Raw genomic sequence first — 16,004 nt, 5'->3', positions numbered from 1 at the left:
ATGGATCACTGAGCATGCTCCGTAATAAAATCGTGAACAATCTGTTCGAAATGCTCCTGTTCCTCAATGAAAGGGAAATGGCCACTGTGCCTGAAAAGCACAAAGCGCGCTTTCGGGATATGTTCCGCAATCCAGCGTGATTTCAGAGGGGTGATCACCCAGTCATACGCGCCAGAGGTGACAAGCGTCGGCGCTTTAATCGCCTTAATCTTATCCCCGACATCATAATACGGCATCAAATGACCCACGAAATGATCCATCACGCGGAACGTCGGACGTGTGTAAGCCATAATGCGACCGAACATCGGCATGTTATCGGGTGCGCAATAGTACGGCCCCACCTTGCTCAGGTATTCGGTATGCATACGACGACGACCTTCGGTCGTACCCTCTGAATATTGCTCAGGATTAAACAGTCTGGCCATCACGTTCATCACGCTTTCTGGCGCTCTGGATTTCAGCTCAGGTTCGACCTCACCCATCTTCTCGCTGTAGGTGAACTTATGCCCGGATCCGGTATTCACCAGGATTAAGCCCTGAATGAGTTTCGGATATTCGAGCGCGAGAATTTGCGCAATATATCCCCCGGCCGAATGGCCGAGGAAAAACGCTTTCTCAATCCCGAGATAATCACACAGCCCTTTCACATCATCCGCGCATTGCTCAAGTGTAATGCTCTCGATCGGGACGGCGTCTGACCGTCCCTGACCGCGCAAGTCGAGGTAAATGAGGTGAAAATCGATGGCGAGCATATCGAACGCGGGGCGAAGATACCCATGATCGAACCCCAGACCGCCATGAATCAGGATTAGCGTCGGCTTTGGTTTGAGTTGCGCGGTGACAGAGTTGAGTTCTTCACCGACAACATCAAAGAAAATCCGCGTATCGTTAATGCGAGCAAACATCGTTCTTTACCTATGCTTTTTGCAAGTCAAGGAAGCCTTCCACGCATCCGATAAACGATTGCGGTTTTTCCGCAAAGCTCAGATGACAGGATTCGGCAAACTCACGATAGATAGAGTTTTTGATGTTCTTATGCATCAGGCGCGCGCCGCTGGGAGGCGTCAACCAGTCCTGAGAACCCGCCACAATCAGCGTCGGGATGTCGATCTGTTTGATTTCTTCCCGCACATCAAACTTCGGATAAATCTCAGTCACAAAATGGTCGAGCATTTCCACGTTCATTCCGGTGAAGGAGAACACAGAATCATACATATCCATGTAATCCTCCGCGAAGAAGTATGGCCCGACCTCTTTCAACATCTTGTCGACCAGCTCTTGTGTGAGCGTTTCCTCAGACACCACGCCTGGCGCATAAACTCGAAGACAGGTGTTAACGATATCTTCGGTGGCGCGCTCATTCAGCATCGGGTTCGGCGCGACCTGGTCATGAGATTTGGTGTAAGAAGGCGCGGTATTCACCAGAATTAAGCCTTTCGCGACGCCGGGATGACGGATCGCGAAATGTTGCGCCACAAAACCGCCTGCACAATGCGCGAAGATGTAAGGCGATTGAATGCCCAGATAATCAATCATGCCTTTCACATCATCTGCCATCGATTCAAACGTGATGGTTTTGACATCAACATGCTTTGAACGACCGGAACCCGGCAAATCGATATAAACGATCTGACCGAACAGGCTCAGCTGATGTAAGCTGTTGCGAAGATACCCATGATCGAAGCCTGAGGCGCAATGCAGCACGACAAACGTCGGACGGGGTTTAAGTTCAGGTGTGGCGGTAGACAACCCCTCACCGACAACATCAAAGAAAATCTTTTTACCGTTAACATTCGCAAACATAGAAACCTCTTTAAGTGATTTGAAAATAACAGAGGTATTTTTACATCCCTGTAACCGATCAACACCACATCACACGGCGAAGGAATTTTTATCAATAAAGCTCCAGACGGAATCCTGAAATTTCTCAGGTTCTTCGATAAACGGATAATGGCCCGATTGATCGAACTCGACATAATCACAGTCAGGTAACTTGTTGGCGAGCATATAGGAACCGACGGGAGGTGTTGCCCAGTCATACATCCCGGCCATCAGCAAAGTCGGTTGTTTAATATTCGAGACCTGACCCTGTGAGTTATAAAACGGCATCAATCGCCGATAATGGTTCACAAGGTCGATGTTATAGGTCACATAGCTGATAACTTTTTCACACAGTCCCATATTTTGCGTGGCGAAATAATAAGGACCGATGTTGTGACAGTAATACTGGAAATCCTGATCGGTGAGTGCGGTCGGTTGGAAGAAAAAATTATGTCCGACGTCAAGCAACTCACCCTGAACGCGATCTTTGAGGAAAAACTGTGGATAACCTTCTTCCGCTTTCCCAGGAATAACCGACATTCCCATTGTGCTTGAGACCAGAATCAGCCCTTTGACTTTGTCAGGATGCCGGATCGCCATTTTTTGCGCGACGAAGCTCCCTGAGGCATGACCAAAGATGATCGCCGATTCCAGACCGAGCGCTTCCACCAATTTCGCGACATCGTCAGCCATTGTTTCAAACTGAATCGTTGAACGTTTCACGGCTTCAGATTTGCCATGACCCCGCATGTCGACATAGACAATTTGATAATCTTTGCTCAACGCATCCAGGCCTAAACGAAGATAAGTATGGTCGTAACCATACCCACCATTGAGCGCGATGATCACAGGTTTCGTTTTCAGTAACGTGTCGGACATATCCACACCCGATCCGATCACGTCAAAGAAAAGTTTCACCGTATTTACCGTTGCGAACATGTTGACCTCTTACCTGTTGGCAATCCTGATAATAGAAGTGCCGATTTAATAAACATCACAATCTGAGCGATCAGGTTCGCAATAGCGAGGTTCCTGGGAAACCTCCGAAAGATAATGGGTTATCCTGCCCGAACCGGAGCTTGCATCCGGTGATCGTGCCCGAGCAGACATCCTGACTGGGATCATCAACGGGATTATTGAACTTGTCGAAATAATTCGTTCCGGCGTAATCACAACCGTCGCCGGATCGGTATTTCCCACGCATACACCAGGAACACACCGCATGAAGCTGACGGGTCGGAATTTGCAAACCTTGTAAGTCCATCGGACTCGACAACTGGAATTCGACCTGAACTTTCGTTTCGGATGTCTTGCTGTCGATATAAAACACCCTGAGCTTTTCCTGTGTCGGATCGGCGTTCAGATTCCCGTCATCAAAATTCGCCGCATCGAGATAGCTCGCCAGCGTGTCATGAATCGAGACTTTCGCCTGAAGCATGTCCTGAAACTGCAAACAGAGTGCGGTAATGGATCCGTTCAGGTTCGCGACCGTTAAACGTGGGCTGGGTGCGCTGCCTGTGGTGGAAATCTCTAACCCTTCAATCTTGCACGGCCATGCGGAATATTCCTCGCCCTGCCAGATAATCGATTTGGCGGGAAGCTGGGTTTCATCACCGTTAGCCGCGAGAATTTCAGCCTCTGTGTGAGGAATATTGTGAGAATGAAACCGTAAAATCTCATCGACACCGAACGCGGATCCATCCACCTCGTACAACCGGATTTCTGAACCCGGTTCCAGTTTCTGATAATCGCTGGTTAAGCTCATGGTGCAAACGCCTGGGTAAAGGTTGCGGTCATTTCGAAGAGACCCCCGCCGAGTGCGGTCGGGTTATAAGAGCTGCATCGGTAAAGACCGAGATCTTCGCCTGGCGGCTCCCAGGCAAACGCCTGATAACCTGCCTTGTCATCGAGGAACGTTTTAATTTCCTCAATAAAGTCTTCGGTTCCCGTAAAGGTGAGGTTCCAGTTCTGGCTTCGGTTGTTGATGCCGTTTCCGGCCACTTGCGTATATCCATCCCCGAACTGAATGGATCGGACATTGAACGTCATGTCACCTGAGGCGTTTATTCGCGCACACCAGGTGAAGGTTTCGACTGCCATCGTTCACCCTCTATCGTTTGCCGCGCACCACGCGACCGATATCCCCGTCATCACGCAAATCACGGGCGAGATTTCGTTTATAGCGTTCATCGACAAAGCGTCCGATCTCATTACCGAACTGACGCCAGTCCGCGCTGTTGGTGGTGGAATTAGATCCTGAATCGGAAATGGTAATGTTGACCTGAACGCCGCCTGTCGGTGACGTATTGTTCTGACCGAAGCCACTGGCTTTCACGCCCAGCGAACCATCAGCGGCGCGCTGAAGCGGGATAATCGCCTCTGGACCATCCTCGCCCATGAGTCCTGCACCGCTGGCAAACCGGAACATGGTCGGTGTCGACACGATCGAATTGCTGTAAGCGCTTAACCCCGCACCGTAAACGCCGCCTTTCGCGTTCGCGGTGGTAGACGCGCCGAAGAAATTCGAAATCCCGCTGATAGCCGAGCTGAATAAGCCACTCGATCCGCTGAACAGGTTTGACGCTGCCGCCTGGACGGCGACTTTCTCGATCATCTCCAGTACAGAGACACTCCACTGTTTCCAGCTCACTGTGTTTCCCTCAAGCGCTGAATTCACATTATCGAGTGCGGAACTCATGGCGCTGGACACGTCATCTTCAACCGTTGAGGAGATGTCTTTGGTGGAATCGACCCAGTTTGCAAACCCGGTTTGCGCGCCGTTCAGCCAGTCAGACTGAAGCGCGTCAATTTTCTTGTAATAATCCTGCTGATCGCTGATGCGAGTTTGCAACGCCTGAGACAATGCGGCGGTTTCCCGCTTGTACACGTCCGCATCGATATCGCCTCTGGTCTGCTGATCATTGAGAGCTTGCTGTTGCTGGAGATAATCCTGACGAATACTGATGATGTCCTGTAAACGCTGCTTCTCTGTGTCGCTCAGGCCAAAGCCTTGTGTGTTCACATTGTTCGAGGCGTTCGCATTCTGATTCTGGTTCTGGAGGTTGGTAATGAACTGCTGAACCGCGAGATTATCCTGATTGGCTTTCTTGACCGCGTTCAGCCGGTCCACCTCTGTGGCCAGATCCCTTAACCGCGTCTTTTGCGCCTCGTTCAGATTTTTCAGGTTGCCGCTGGTCAGGTTGAAATTCAGCTTCTGAAGCTCTGTGACCTGCTGTCCGCGTTGCGCACTGGTGTTAATCGTGGCGATCATGCGCTGATATTGCAGCGTTGCGGCACTGTATGCGCTGGCGAGCTGCTTCGCGGCCTGATTCGCCTGATTGGTCTGACCGGGATCGAGTTTGAACTGACCTGGGAACGTCGCTTGCTGGGTAGGCAAGTTAATATCAGAAATCGATTTGTTCTGATTAGCCTGTTGCTGGTTATAAAGCGCATAACCACCCGCTTTAAACCTGTCACCCACCTCTGAAAGCAAGGTTGCAAACTGCGCCGCGCGGCTTGCGATTGCGCCAAAGTCAGCAACCAGCTTCGCCACACCACCGACCAGCGTTGTTAAGCCTTGCAGAATTTGCGGATCGGTGAAGACGCGACGAATCTGATCGAGACCCCGCTGAAGCGGACTCAAATCAACCTGAGCGAGGCCTGTCGCGATTTGGGTTTTTAATCCTTCGACCTGGGCATCCAGATCACGGAAAAAGTTTGATACTTTAACCAGCCCCTGAATCTGATCGTCAGAGGGTGCCAGCCCGTAATCTTTCGCCGCATCTTTAAACTGGTTCAGCTGTTTGTTGTTGTCCTCAAGGAGAGGCAACAGGCGTGAACCGTCATTCACCAGGCTTTCGAGAATGTTGGTTTTCCCTGCCTGAGAAATGTTTGAGTTGTTTAAGGCGTCACCGATTTGGGTCAGGATTTTGTCCGGCGACAGTTTCTGAAGCTTTTGCGCGGATAACCCTAATGTATCCAGCGCCTGAGCTGCATCACCTGACTGATTTAATACTGCATCCCCGACCTTGTCGTTAATATCCTTGAAGATGTCGGATATCTGGTCGCCTGCAATACCCGCTTGTTTCGCGGCATACTGCCACTGAAGGAGGGTTTGGGTCGAAATTTTAAGGGATTTTGCCCAGCGATCCGTTTCGGTTATCTGATCGGCGGTGTTTCTGACCAAACCAATTGAGGCCGTGGCAATCCCGGCGGCGGCGGTTGCCGCGACCACTCCGACCCCTGCAAGCGCTGCGCCCACGTCAGCGGCGGCGGCTTTGACGTTTCGTCGCCATTTATCGGCGGCGCGTTCTGACTGATTGAGTCCACTGACAAAGCCGCCTACTTTGGCGATCAGGTCAATGGTTAATGTTCCAAGCGATCGCGCTGCCATATCTGCCCCATAAAAAAACCCGCCGAAGCGGGTTAGTGGTGATTAGAACAAATCGGAATGCGTCCCTGTTCGAATGAGTTCAACCTCTTTTGTCGTGACTCGATAGAAGAGAACCCAGTCGGGTTCAATATGAGCATCACGCACATCTTTGAATTGTTTGAGCGGATGATCCCGATAATGTTCCGGCAAAGGATAACTTTCGTTGGCGAGGAGCCGAACAAAAGTAAAGAGTTTCTTTGGATCCTTTCCTCTCTTGATCATCTTTTTGAATTCTTTTTCGAATTTCTTAGTTTCAACAACTTTTTTCACAATCCATTATTCCTGATACTTAGCTTCGAATTCCTCAAGAGAGGAAACGATAACGCCGCGACGATTGTTCATGTCGTCGATAGCCTTGAGTGTTTCAGGATTCGTGATTGTCATATCAAAGGGAATGCCCTTCCGGTTGTTCAGTGACCTCACCGCAAACCGAAGATATTCAGACATATTGAGACCAAGCTGAGACAAAATAAGCTCAGCACTTTGAGCTTCGACTTCATCGATGCGAGAACGGATAAGAACAGACATAATGTGACCTCAGTTAACCAATCGAGATCACATTGTGTCATTTTTTAGCGATCCTTTCTAGTCACTTTGTGGCACAAGTTGACTCTTAAAGGTAGGAGCGTAAGCACATTTTTAACTCTTTGACGTAATCCTGCCAGAGGTGATCGGGCATCGTCGATATCAGTTCCGATACTTCAGCATAATTATCTTCAAACAGTTCCTGTGCGGTTTTATTCGGGTCTTTGTGGATAAACTCTAAAGCCTGAATCAATATCGCCTCATAATTAAGATAAGGCTGATTGCGTTTCCATTCCAGAATATAAGGTCGACCACTTCTGAGGATTCTGGCGCGGTCTATTGCATCATAACGCAGGTAATGCCGCTTATTGATGTAATAGACGCCAAAAAGCGCCATGAAAAAGCCGATAGCCAATAACACATACGATCCATGTATTTGTTGAAAAAACCGATCGTGTTTGGCCAGATGGTTAAGCATGAGCAATGTGACTAATGAACCGACAAATAACAGAATATAACCCTTAACAACCGTCTTTTTCATATGACCTCATTATTATTAAGAAACCACATAATGATTTTAATGAATGAGGTCAGGAAGACGGATCAAACCAAGCGAAGTGGATTTGCCTTTAATGCCATGTATTCATGGCGGTTTCGAGCGTGATGGGCGCGTCATCATCCGGTTCCGCTTCGGGTTCATTGAAATGCTGGGTGAAATCGGTGGGTTGAAACGGTGGGGTTTTACTGTCGCGGTTCGTGTTCGCGATAACGCTTGACACCACACCACCCGCCCATTCGGTTCGAAGGCCGGGATTGAGCGAACCATATTTGTTTCGGTAAATCGCCCACAGCTGAAACTCAGGTCGGGAGAGGTTTTCTTTTGCCTCACCAATCGTTCGACCGCCGATCCCGTTTAACACTAGCTCACACCAGAACTCGTCTTCTTCAGTGAGCTGGTATCCTTCCCCAGATCGTTGACCTCCTGAATCGCAAGCAACAGGGAAATCGTCAGCGCGCCATCAAGCGGACCGCGATCAGGATCAGCCTCGCCTGTGATGTCCTCAACGGTAAACACAGGCTTTCCGTCTTCATCACAGATGGAGGCGGCGATACGTCCGGCGATGCCGTCAATCTTGCCTCCGATCGCCATGATATCGGAGGTAGCGGTCTGATAGCCTAGCGGACGAATAAACACCGTCGCCTTAAACGTATCCTCGCCCTGTGTCCATTCGATTTCACGTTCGACAGGTCGACCCGTAAACGCGCCAACGGTTTTGAGATTATCAAGTGTGAGCTTCATATTCGTTCCATAAAAAAACCCGCACGAAGGCGGGTTGTAGGGAACGCTGTGCTTTTCGGCAATCGAGACAGTTAAAATGGCGACGGCGAACCGTCGCCTTTGACCTCGCCTGAGTTAGCGGCTCAGAGTTGCATCATAAATCACACCTCCGATCTGAAGGTGAACCTTCTCTAACCTGGTGCCTTCTTCCCAAATGGAAAACAGGAAGGTCAGGCAAATCACAAGAACGATCAGGACAGATTTACTACGCATAGAGCCTCCGATTTGCTTTTCAGCATCAGCGGGGCTACTATCAAATTGTCTAGGTTTGAGAGCGCCCCAGTTAACGTTAGTTGCTGGGGCTTTCTTTTGCCTGTCGATCGCGCTTGCTCTCGACAAACAGCCGAAAGCACAGCATCAGGAATGTTATCAGATTGAGGCGATTCAACAACTCCCAATCTGTCATTTAAGTTTAAAAGGCCAAGTATTTGCTTAGAAAGGAATGCTGTGCTTATCGGCATACAAAGACAGATACACGGCGGCGAACCGCCGTGTTCAGTCCCTTACTTGCTGAGTTCGTAGTTCAACATGGCAGAAACCTTGATCCCTCCTGCTTTCAACGTCACAGAACACACTTTGTCTTGCTCAAGAGCGAGCAAAGCAAGAACCATGAACAGGGTGATGATGAAAAGCTTGTTGCGCATATTAAACCCTCAGACATTGCCTTTCGGCCTGTAAGGGGCTACTATCATGTTGTCGATGCATGAGAGCGCCCCGGTTGAATTGAAAAATTCGCTGGGGCTTTCTTTTGCCTGTCGATCACATTTGCTCTCGACAAACAGCCGAAAGCACAGCATCAATGATGTTATCAGATTGAGCCAAATCAACAACTCCCAATCCGCAATGTTTGCTTTTCGATTTTTCAATCGGTAAGGTGAGATCTCTTCAGGCATGAAGAAAACCCCCCGCCCCAGTCGAACTCCGAATTCGCTGGGGCATCCTGAACGACAGACATAAAAAAACCTGCACTAGGCAGGTTTCTTTTTATCCCATCACTTACGCCCGATACGACACATCCTTCTCGTCGTTCAGATGAAACGTAAATTGCTGGCTTCCATTCATGTAATAATCGACCTCGATGATCGCCATTTTATGCTGTTTCAGTTCTTTCATAAAACGTTTGCCGTCTGTGATCAGCATGACGTTGTTCGGGTTGCCGTTCACCATTTCCAGATGGAATGTCTCAACCTTACCGCCGTCAAAGCTCACCACCGCTGAACAACCATCATAACCACAATCAAACTGACCGTCAGTTGTGGTTAAGAAGACATTCTTAACAGGTGCGTGATCTTTGGTTTTCAGCGACTTGATCGGATAACTCACCGTCTGAATGTTCAGCCAAGCGCCTCTGTTATACGGAAATGCGAACTTATGCTGATTCAGTGAGGCGTTCGAACCGTACTCTTTGGTTTCGTGACGAAGCTTGTCAGTCTCAAAGTGATAGTTCCAGCTAATAGTTTGCTGAACACTTTTCTCAACTCTCTTCATCGGCAAGCTTGCAGGTAACGCACTGACCCTTTCCGTTAAGGTTGTGACCTGTGATGTCGTTGTGACCGACTCATGATAATCATGAGTCTTATAATAAATCTGCACACCGACCACCAACGCACAAGCCACAACAGAACCGATCAGTCTTACGTGTTTCATTGTCATCCCCTTCAATTTCATGAAAGAGATGATACATTGTATATACTTAGGAGGAGTGGCCAATTGTGCTTAAGATCCGGCGTCGTCAGTCTTCGGCACCCATACACCCGCGCCTGAACGCTGAATGGTTCCGGTTGATTGAACCACCGTGTTCGCCTGGAAATCAAACGGGAAATCTGACACATAGCCCTTGAACACATACCAGGTGCGGTCGGCAGGCAGGATCAGCCCGTCAACCGCATCATCAGAATCCGCGTCATCAATGGTCGGTTCCGATTCGCCGTCGCTCCACCCAATCGCAAAGGTCAGATCTGACTGGTCAGCCGTCTCCGCCAGGTTACTCAGGAGTAAGTGACTGGCGTTGTTCGGATCAGCATTAAGTGTGAGAGAGGCCTGGGCAGGGGTGCGAAGGCCTTTCTTATAAGTTCGGGTGCTCTTTTCACTCAGGCAGGTGTCTTCAATCTGGTCGGCAGGAGAGGAACCGGGGTTAAAGGCGGTGATACATTCGATTTCGCCCACCGTCACATTATTGTACACGTATAACTGAGTACCTTGAGTTAAGACTGACATAATTTCTCCAGACGAAAAAAAACCGCCTTGCGGCGGCGTTTATCGGATGGGTTAGCGAAGAACCATCCAGTCAACATCAAACGAATAGCGATAACATTTTGAGTCGTCGTCTATCCCCTGCATACCCCAACGGGTGATATAAGCATGGGGTTCGATGGCATCACGCATGGCCAGCGCAATACTTCTTAACGAGCTGGCATCTTTCGAATAAATATCGAATTGAATTGAGTATGAATCGACGTCAGGCAAGTTACCGAGAAATTGCTGAGCGTCTCCGGCGTAGTTCTGGTAAGTCGCGTAAGGATAAGTCGGAACAACTGGTTTATTACCAAACTCATAAAGACGCATAACAGTTGGCCCGAGCAGCGCAAGCAAATCAGCGCTCTTAAACAGCGTTTCAAAGACAGGAGCGCTCGTCGTCATGAGGGGGTCGACCTCTTTTGCGCACGTTTGATCGCTCTATCGAGCGATTTTTCATATTCGGTGGTGAAAGTATGGATCACATCGTTCAGGCTGGATTCCATTGCTGGACGCATAATCGGTCGCGCGCGCATTTTTTCAGTGCCAAATTCCAGTAATCGCCAATGCGGCGTGGGCGCATTCACGCCCAGGTCTGGATGATCAACCAGCACGGCACCATGAAGGACACCGATTCGAAAAGCAATGTTGCCGTTCTGTTTGAACTCGCGACCGTTCCACCTCAGCGCAATGTTCGCGGTGATACTTCGCCCCGTGTGAGGATCGTCGACGCGTTCGGCGTTGCGTTTGGCACGTTCAACAATAATATTCCCTGCTTTACGCAATGCCGCGCGACCGCCTTTGCGACGTACATCATCACTGACGGTAAAGAGTTTGCCTAACAGCTCGTCGACACCTGTGATTGAGAATTCAAGGGTATCAGCCATCGTTCAGCCCCTCCGTACACGGTAAAGTAATGTAATCGAGGCCAGATAAAAGATCAGGCAAGACAGCAGCGATATTATAAATTTGGTTTCGAAAAAGAATTCGCCAGTCGTTTGTAATATCACTGCGGTAACGAATCGTAATCCTGACAGAAATTTCAGTTTGCACGGCTTGCGCGGCGATAAATTCACGACCCGATAACGGTGCGACTTCGCCCCACACATAAGCTATCGTTGTCCATGCGAGAGTAATATCGCCCGTAACTGGATCCTGAACTTCTTGGGGCTGTTGAAGTTCAAGCCGATGTTTCAAGATCCGTGCAAACATGGATTATCCTCGCGGCTTGCCATTCAGATAAGTCTGAGCGACATCATCATCTTCGGGTTCAATGAATTCAGTATAAATGATACCGATCAACCCTTCGACGACTTTGGTTAGTCTATCCATCGCCGCTGTGTGTTTTATCAGTACCTGAATGAGTTCGTTTTCCGAAGGTTCGTTCATAGGCAAGTCTGGCCATCTTCTTAATCCACGCGCGACGCGCGGCACAACCGGAACAGGCCATAGTTCCTCCTTAAATGATGGTCGGTGATCGCAATGAATAAATCAGGCTGGTCACGGTGAACGGGAGATAGCCTTGCTGAAACATCGTGTCATCCTCTGCGTTCCGAAACGCATCCAGAATCCCCACCAGTAACAGCGTGGCCATCTTGACCCTGTCGAGTTCGTTAGTGCCCTCGATCACCTCCCCGTCATCATCTACCAGCACATCGCGTGAACTCTGGATGTAATCCAGAATTGATGCGCTGGCTGAATAGATTTTTTGCTGAAGATCATCATCGCCATCATCGGTATCAATGCGGAGATGGGCTTTCGCCTCATCGAGCGTCACGAAGGCTATCATTCACGACTCCTCCCATCCCGACCGCGTTTCACCGCCAGACGCCAGCCCTTAGAACCTACATCGTTCGGACGGTCTGAGGTTTCTTCATAGCAATGCCAAATAGAACCCGCGAACGTCACACAATCGCCGGGGTAATAGGTTTTCTCAGGTTTGAACACATCGCGGTAAATCATGACCGGGATATCAAAGGCGCGTTCTTCGGTCTCACCGTTTGATTTAGTCATGCGAACGGTAAAGTGACGGTCATCAGAAACATCGATATCAATGTCATTTAGTCCGTTCACCACACATTCAAAGCCGCTTAATCCCGATGTGTTCTGGTAGGCGCGCCATAACCCGCCGTTATGAATGGCGTATGTCCCGCGAGGATAGCGTTTGTTGGTGTCGATGGCAGGGATCACCTCAATCTGAAGCCCGTCTTTGCCGTCTTTCCCATCCTCTCCCTTTCCGGGTTCAGGTAAGGAAATTGATTTAACGGCATTCGTCACCGCCTCAGAAATCATTTTGTCGAAATCAGGAAGCGAAATCGGCTCCGGTGACGGGAATTCTATTCCGGCCACGGCACCCGCAATCATCGCCTGAATGTCTGGCAAAGGCTCAGGTTCTTTCGGTTGCGGGATCTCAATGGCAGCAACGGCATCTTTGACCATTTTTTCAATATCCGGTAAAGGTTCAGGCTCCGGCAACGGATATTCCGCAACGGCACGTTCAATCAGAAAACCAAAATCGGGTAACGGCTCAGGCTCTTTCGGCTGCGGCAACTCAATCGCCGCGACGGCGTCTTTCACCATCTTGTCAATATCCGGCAGGGGTTCCGGTTTTGGCACCTTGATAGACCTGACCGCGACTTTGACCACCTCAGCGGCGATGCGTTCGACATCAGCAGTGACATCCTGTTTCGGGATCTCAATGTTTGACACGACCTCTTCGATCATTTTCTGAATGTCGGGCAACGGTTCGGGTTGTGGAACCTCGATCTGTTTGACGGCCTCAGCCAGGAATTGTTTGAGTTCCGGCATCGGATCCGGCATCGATTCGATCGTTTCACTCACCATCGCCTGAATATCCGGTAACGGTTCCGGTTCCGGGAGCCGGATTTGACTCACCACCTCGTCGATCATGCGCTGGATATCTGGCAACGGTTCCGGCTGAGGTAATGGAATCAAACTCACCGCCTCTTTCACCATAGAGTCAATATCCGGTAGTGGTTCCTGTTCAGGAATCTCGATCTGACTGATGGCGTCTTTGACCATTTTCTGAATATCAGGTAATGGTTCAGCCTCTGGGATCGGAATCATGCTGATGGCCTCTGACACCATCGCCTTTATATCAGGTAACGGTTCGGGATCAGGTAATTCAATGTGACTGACCGCAATTTCGACCATCCGTTCGATATCCGGTAAGGGTTCCGGTTGTGGAAGGGTGATCTGACTCACAGCCTCACTGACCATTGAGGCAATATCAGGAAGCGGTTCAGGTTGCGGGATCTCAATATCAGAAAGCGCAAGCGCAATCAGGCGTTCAATGTCAGGCAACGGCTCAGGTTGAGGAAGCGAAATCTGACTGACCGCCGTTTTCACCATCTGTTCGATATCCGGTAACGGTTCCGGTTCAATGAGCGGCATTTCAGATAACGCTCGTTCCACCAGCTGCTTCACGTCAGGCATTGGTTCTGGCACTGGAAGGCGAATCGACGCGACCGCATTTTTCACCATTTCGTCGATATCCGGTAACACAGGAGCCTCAGGCATCACGATATTCGCGACCACCTCATCGATGATGGCGTTGATATCAGGTGGAATAAAAGGTTCAGGTTCTGGCAGTTCAATTTCATCGACCGCCTTTTTCACGATCTCCGCGATATCCGTCGGGGTCAGATCGTCCTCGCGTGCCAGCCGAACCGCTTTTAACACCATTTCATAAATATCGGGTAAGGGTTCAGGCTGTGGAATCGGGATCTGACTGATGGCGTCTTTTACCATCTGCGTGATATCCGGTAACACAGGTGCATCAGGCACCTCGATTTGTGCATACACCATCGCGGCAATCGCGGATTCGTCGACCGCGTCTTTTTCAAGATCGGTGATGCGTTCCATTTGCTGTTTAATGATGTCGGAGAGGTCATCGACCTTTTTATTTAACGCCGCGACTTTCTCTTCGTCCTCACGAATCACCTCTTCCTGAGCATCGATAATATTATCTTTCTCAGTGACCAAATCGTTCAGTTCACGCTGAAACAATTCGCGGGATTCATCGATTTTCTTATCGATAACTTGTCGGATGATTTCCGCGAACCCGCGTTCTCTTTCTGTAATCATAGGGGTTTCCAAAAAGGGGACCGGCCTTGTCAGCAAGTCGTTTAACTCACGGGTGTCATCAGTCGAAGGAGGTTGATTTGGGTCGTTCTGATCCGCTGCGGGTGTTGGCGTCGTGTCAGCGTTCGGATCGGCATTCGGATCGGGTGTGGTGTCAGGTGAAGAACCTGATGATGTTGAGAACGGATCATCCTGTGCGTCACGTTTCGCCAGGGCTTCCAGCGAATAGTTCTGTTGCTGAAGGTAAGGTAAATCCCCACCCTCTACAGGCTGCATATTCTCTTTGACTCTCGCCTCATTAGGTGCAAGGAATCCCGCACCGATGCCGTCACCGTAAGATTTGTAACGGGCGGCGGTATCCATGCGTAACAGTCGGCTGTGGTCGAACTCGACACAGGTTTGTTCGTTCAGATCGAAGGTGTCCGCAATGAGGGTTTCAATCGCGGTCATATGCACCTGAAGGCATTGTGAGTAATACGCCTGTTCAAGAGCTTCGATATTGTTATAAGACGGGGTCTGACCGGAATCGATTTTGTATAAGGGAACACGGAACGTTGCGGCCACCAGCTGGTTCGACAAATTGAGTTGTTCAACGAGCTGGGAATCGGTCGCGGTTTGCGCGACGGCCACAAAGGCGGCACCGTCAGCGAGTAACGCGGTCTTTCCGGCGTTGGCACCCGAATAACCTGTGTTCCAGTTGTCTTTAATTTCTTTCGCTTTATCGGCATCCACAGAACCCGGCACGGTGATGATCCCGCCAGGCTTGCCACCGTTCTTAAACGTATGGGCTGAATTTCTCAGCATCGCCTCACCGCCGATGGCGGCAAGACCAGAGGCATAAATCGGGGAGAGACCACACAGCGGATGAAAGAGCGTATTAAACCGATCGTGAATCAGCTCGCGGGAGGGCACAAACAACCCACCTTGCAAGCCGTTCAGTTCATCGGTCAGCACGGAATAAAAGATTTCGCCATCATCGGCGATATAGGGGATCACGCGTCGCGGATCTAACACGCGAAGCTGGGTGACGCGACCGCCACCGTCCCTGAGTTTTAAAATATAGGCGTTGCCGTGCGCGAGTTTTGAAATCATCCACAGTTCAAAGAACTGCATCGGGGTTTGATAAAAGTTTGGCTTAATCAGTAAGGGACTTAAGTCAGGGTTATTGCCCTTTACCCATACGCCATTTGACTGACGGCGTCTGACTGAAATCGGCATTTTGGCGATATCAGACGAAATCAGCGAGATACAACTGAAAATCGCCGGATACGCTAAAACACTGTCTAATCTGACCTCGACGTTTTCTTGCCAGGCTCCTGCATACGGTTCAAGAATCCGACTCCACGCGCCAGAGGGCAACGAGTGAAGCGCCTTGTTTTCTTCTTTTGGCTTGCGCCGAAGAAAATTAAACATTCTTAAACCTCTTATTCAATACGTTTAGGAGGACGGCCTTTGCGTTTTTTTTGAACGGTGTGAAGAATTTCGACATACCCGGCCATTTGAAGAATTAAGGCATGATCACCCCGGATAAATTTCTTCTCACCCGCG

General features: G+C 49.7%; 20 protein-coding genes. All 20 read right to left on the bottom strand.

The window, feature by feature from the left end; all coding sequences use genetic code 11:
- Window positions 1–5: 5 nt before the first annotated feature.
- Window positions 6–905, bottom strand: a complete 900-nt coding sequence (locus tag F3J36_RS03105; protein WP_166718894.1) for an alpha/beta fold hydrolase — start codon at window positions 903–905, stop codon at window positions 6–8.
- A gap of 10 nt (window positions 906–915) precedes the next feature.
- The gene (locus tag F3J36_RS03100; RefSeq protein WP_166718893.1) at window positions 916–1,803 is read right to left on the bottom strand and encodes an alpha/beta fold hydrolase; all 888 of its coding nucleotides are present in this window, start codon (window positions 1,801–1,803) and stop codon (window positions 916–918) included.
- A 69-nt stretch (window positions 1,804–1,872) separates the two neighbouring features.
- On the bottom strand, window positions 1,873–2,760 hold the full coding sequence (locus F3J36_RS03095) for an alpha/beta fold hydrolase (protein WP_166718892.1): 888 nt from the start codon (window positions 2,758–2,760) through the stop codon (window positions 1,873–1,875).
- 70 nt (window positions 2,761–2,830) lie between these two features.
- On the bottom strand, window positions 2,831–3,586 hold the full coding sequence (locus F3J36_RS03090) for a phage minor tail protein L (RefSeq protein ID WP_166718891.1): 756 nt from the start codon (window positions 3,584–3,586) through the stop codon (window positions 2,831–2,833).
- Entirely contained in the window at window positions 3,583–3,921 is a 339-nt protein-coding gene (locus F3J36_RS03085) for a phage tail protein (RefSeq protein WP_166718890.1), read from the bottom strand. Before F3J36_RS03085 ends, F3J36_RS03090 begins: the two co-directional genes overlap by 4 nt.
- 10 nt (window positions 3,922–3,931) lie before the next feature.
- On the bottom strand, window positions 3,932–6,214 hold the full coding sequence (locus tag F3J36_RS03080; RefSeq protein WP_166718889.1) for a phage tail tape measure protein: 2,283 nt from the start codon (window positions 6,212–6,214) through the stop codon (window positions 3,932–3,934).
- 42 nt (window positions 6,215–6,256) lie between these two features.
- Entirely contained in the window at window positions 6,257–6,523 is a 267-nt protein-coding gene (locus tag F3J36_RS03075) for a type II toxin-antitoxin system YafQ family toxin (protein WP_369410637.1), read from the bottom strand.
- A 6-nt stretch (window positions 6,524–6,529) separates the two neighbouring features.
- A complete protein-coding gene (locus tag F3J36_RS03070; RefSeq protein ID WP_166718888.1) occupies window positions 6,530–6,781 on the bottom strand; it encodes a type II toxin-antitoxin system RelB/DinJ family antitoxin in 252 nt (83 codons plus the stop codon).
- 85 nt (window positions 6,782–6,866) lie between these two features.
- Window positions 6,867–7,319: a hypothetical protein gene (locus F3J36_RS03065; protein ID WP_166718887.1), complete on the bottom strand. Its 453-nt coding sequence runs from the start codon at window positions 7,317–7,319 to the stop codon at window positions 6,867–6,869.
- 88 nt (window positions 7,320–7,407) lie between these two features.
- The gene (locus F3J36_RS03060; RefSeq protein ID WP_166718886.1) at window positions 7,408–7,698 is read right to left on the bottom strand and encodes a phage tail protein; all 291 of its coding nucleotides are present in this window, start codon (window positions 7,696–7,698) and stop codon (window positions 7,408–7,410) included.
- The gene (locus F3J36_RS03055; protein ID WP_166718885.1) at window positions 7,698–8,078 is read right to left on the bottom strand and encodes a phage tail assembly chaperone family protein, TAC; all 381 of its coding nucleotides are present in this window, start codon (window positions 8,076–8,078) and stop codon (window positions 7,698–7,700) included. The genes F3J36_RS03060 and F3J36_RS03055 overlap by 1 nt, the downstream gene beginning before the upstream one ends.
- Window positions 8,079–8,620: 542 nt before the next feature.
- Complete coding sequence (locus F3J36_RS03050; protein WP_166718884.1) at window positions 8,621–8,761, bottom strand: hypothetical protein; 141 nt, start codon at window positions 8,759–8,761, stop codon at window positions 8,621–8,623.
- Window positions 8,762–9,113: 352 nt separating this feature from the next.
- Complete coding sequence (locus F3J36_RS03045) at window positions 9,114–9,764, bottom strand: hypothetical protein (RefSeq protein WP_166718883.1); 651 nt, start codon at window positions 9,762–9,764, stop codon at window positions 9,114–9,116.
- Window positions 9,765–9,833: 69 nt separating this feature from the next.
- On the bottom strand, window positions 9,834–10,334 hold the full coding sequence (locus F3J36_RS03040; RefSeq protein ID WP_166718882.1) for a phage tail tube protein: 501 nt from the start codon (window positions 10,332–10,334) through the stop codon (window positions 9,834–9,836).
- Between the two features lie 51 nt (window positions 10,335–10,385).
- Window positions 10,386–10,757, bottom strand: a complete 372-nt coding sequence (locus tag F3J36_RS03035) for a DUF3168 domain-containing protein (RefSeq protein ID WP_166718881.1) — start codon at window positions 10,755–10,757, stop codon at window positions 10,386–10,388.
- The gene (locus tag F3J36_RS03030) at window positions 10,754–11,239 is read right to left on the bottom strand and encodes an HK97-gp10 family putative phage morphogenesis protein (RefSeq protein WP_166718880.1); all 486 of its coding nucleotides are present in this window, start codon (window positions 11,237–11,239) and stop codon (window positions 10,754–10,756) included. Before F3J36_RS03030 ends, F3J36_RS03035 begins: the two co-directional genes overlap by 4 nt.
- Window positions 11,232–11,564, bottom strand: coding sequence for a phage head closure protein (locus F3J36_RS03025; protein ID WP_166718879.1), 333 nt, complete (start codon window positions 11,562–11,564; stop codon window positions 11,232–11,234). The genes F3J36_RS03030 and F3J36_RS03025 overlap by 8 nt, the downstream gene beginning before the upstream one ends.
- 3 nt (window positions 11,565–11,567) lie before the next feature.
- Window positions 11,568–11,741, bottom strand: a complete 174-nt coding sequence (locus F3J36_RS03020) for a hypothetical protein (RefSeq protein WP_166718878.1) — start codon at window positions 11,739–11,741, stop codon at window positions 11,568–11,570.
- A 70-nt stretch (window positions 11,742–11,811) separates the two neighbouring features.
- Window positions 11,812–12,141, bottom strand: coding sequence for a head-tail connector protein (locus tag F3J36_RS03015; RefSeq protein WP_166718877.1), 330 nt, complete (start codon window positions 12,139–12,141; stop codon window positions 11,812–11,814).
- Complete coding sequence (locus tag F3J36_RS03010; RefSeq protein ID WP_166718876.1) at window positions 12,138–15,869, bottom strand: phage portal protein; 3,732 nt, start codon at window positions 15,867–15,869, stop codon at window positions 12,138–12,140. The genes F3J36_RS03015 and F3J36_RS03010 overlap by 4 nt, the downstream gene beginning before the upstream one ends.
- Window positions 15,870–16,004 lie beyond the last annotated feature (135 nt).

It is taken from the genome of Pantoea sp. Cy-640, from assembly GCF_011752635.1.
In the GTDB taxonomy this organism is placed as follows: domain Bacteria; phylum Pseudomonadota; class Gammaproteobacteria; order Enterobacterales; family Enterobacteriaceae; genus Pantoea; species Pantoea dispersa.
The sequence above is the reverse complement of the archived record's forward strand: the minus strand, read 5'-3'. Positions and strand labels throughout refer to the sequence as shown.

Coding starts and splice junctions, on each gene's coding strand:
- F3J36_RS03105 (WP_166718894.1), bottom strand. CDS start 905: ATGTTTGCTCGCATTAACGATACGCGGATTTTCTTTGATGTTGTCGGT.
- F3J36_RS03100 (WP_166718893.1), bottom strand. CDS start 1,803: ATGTTTGCGAATGTTAACGGTAAAAAGATTTTCTTTGATGTTGTCGGT.
- F3J36_RS03095 (WP_166718892.1), bottom strand. CDS start 2,760: ATGTTCGCAACGGTAAATACGGTGAAACTTTTCTTTGACGTGATCGGA.
- F3J36_RS03090 (WP_166718891.1), bottom strand. CDS start 3,586: ATGAGCTTAACCAGCGATTATCAGAAACTGGAACCGGGTTCAGAAATC.
- F3J36_RS03085 (WP_166718890.1), bottom strand. CDS start 3,921: ATGGCAGTCGAAACCTTCACCTGGTGTGCGCGAATAAACGCCTCAGGT.
- F3J36_RS03080 (WP_166718889.1), bottom strand. CDS start 6,214: ATGGCAGCGCGATCGCTTGGAACATTAACCATTGACCTGATCGCCAAA.
- F3J36_RS03070 (WP_166718888.1), bottom strand. CDS start 6,781: ATGTCTGTTCTTATCCGTTCTCGCATCGATGAAGTCGAAGCTCAAAGT.
- F3J36_RS03065 (WP_166718887.1), bottom strand. CDS start 7,319: ATGAAAAAGACGGTTGTTAAGGGTTATATTCTGTTATTTGTCGGTTCA.
- F3J36_RS03055 (WP_166718885.1), bottom strand. CDS start 8,078: ATGAAGCTCACACTTGATAATCTCAAAACCGTTGGCGCGTTTACGGGT.
- F3J36_RS03050 (WP_166718884.1), bottom strand. CDS start 8,761: ATGCGCAACAAGCTTTTCATCATCACCCTGTTCATGGTTCTTGCTTTG.
- F3J36_RS03045 (WP_166718883.1), bottom strand. CDS start 9,764: ATGAAACACGTAAGACTGATCGGTTCTGTTGTGGCTTGTGCGTTGGTG.
- F3J36_RS03040 (WP_166718882.1), bottom strand. CDS start 10,334: ATGTCAGTCTTAACTCAAGGTACTCAGTTATACGTGTACAATAATGTG.
- F3J36_RS03035 (WP_166718881.1), bottom strand. CDS start 10,757: ATGACGACGAGCGCTCCTGTCTTTGAAACGCTGTTTAAGAGCGCTGAT.
- F3J36_RS03030 (WP_166718880.1), bottom strand. CDS start 11,239: ATGGCTGATACCCTTGAATTCTCAATCACAGGTGTCGACGAGCTGTTA.
- F3J36_RS03025 (WP_166718879.1), bottom strand. CDS start 11,564: ATGTTTGCACGGATCTTGAAACATCGGCTTGAACTTCAACAGCCCCAA.
- F3J36_RS03020 (WP_166718878.1), bottom strand. CDS start 11,741: ATGAACGAACCTTCGGAAAACGAACTCATTCAGGTACTGATAAAACAC.
- F3J36_RS03015 (WP_166718877.1), bottom strand. CDS start 12,141: ATGATAGCCTTCGTGACGCTCGATGAGGCGAAAGCCCATCTCCGCATT.
- F3J36_RS03010 (WP_166718876.1), bottom strand. CDS start 15,869: ATGTTTAATTTTCTTCGGCGCAAGCCAAAAGAAGAAAACAAGGCGCTT.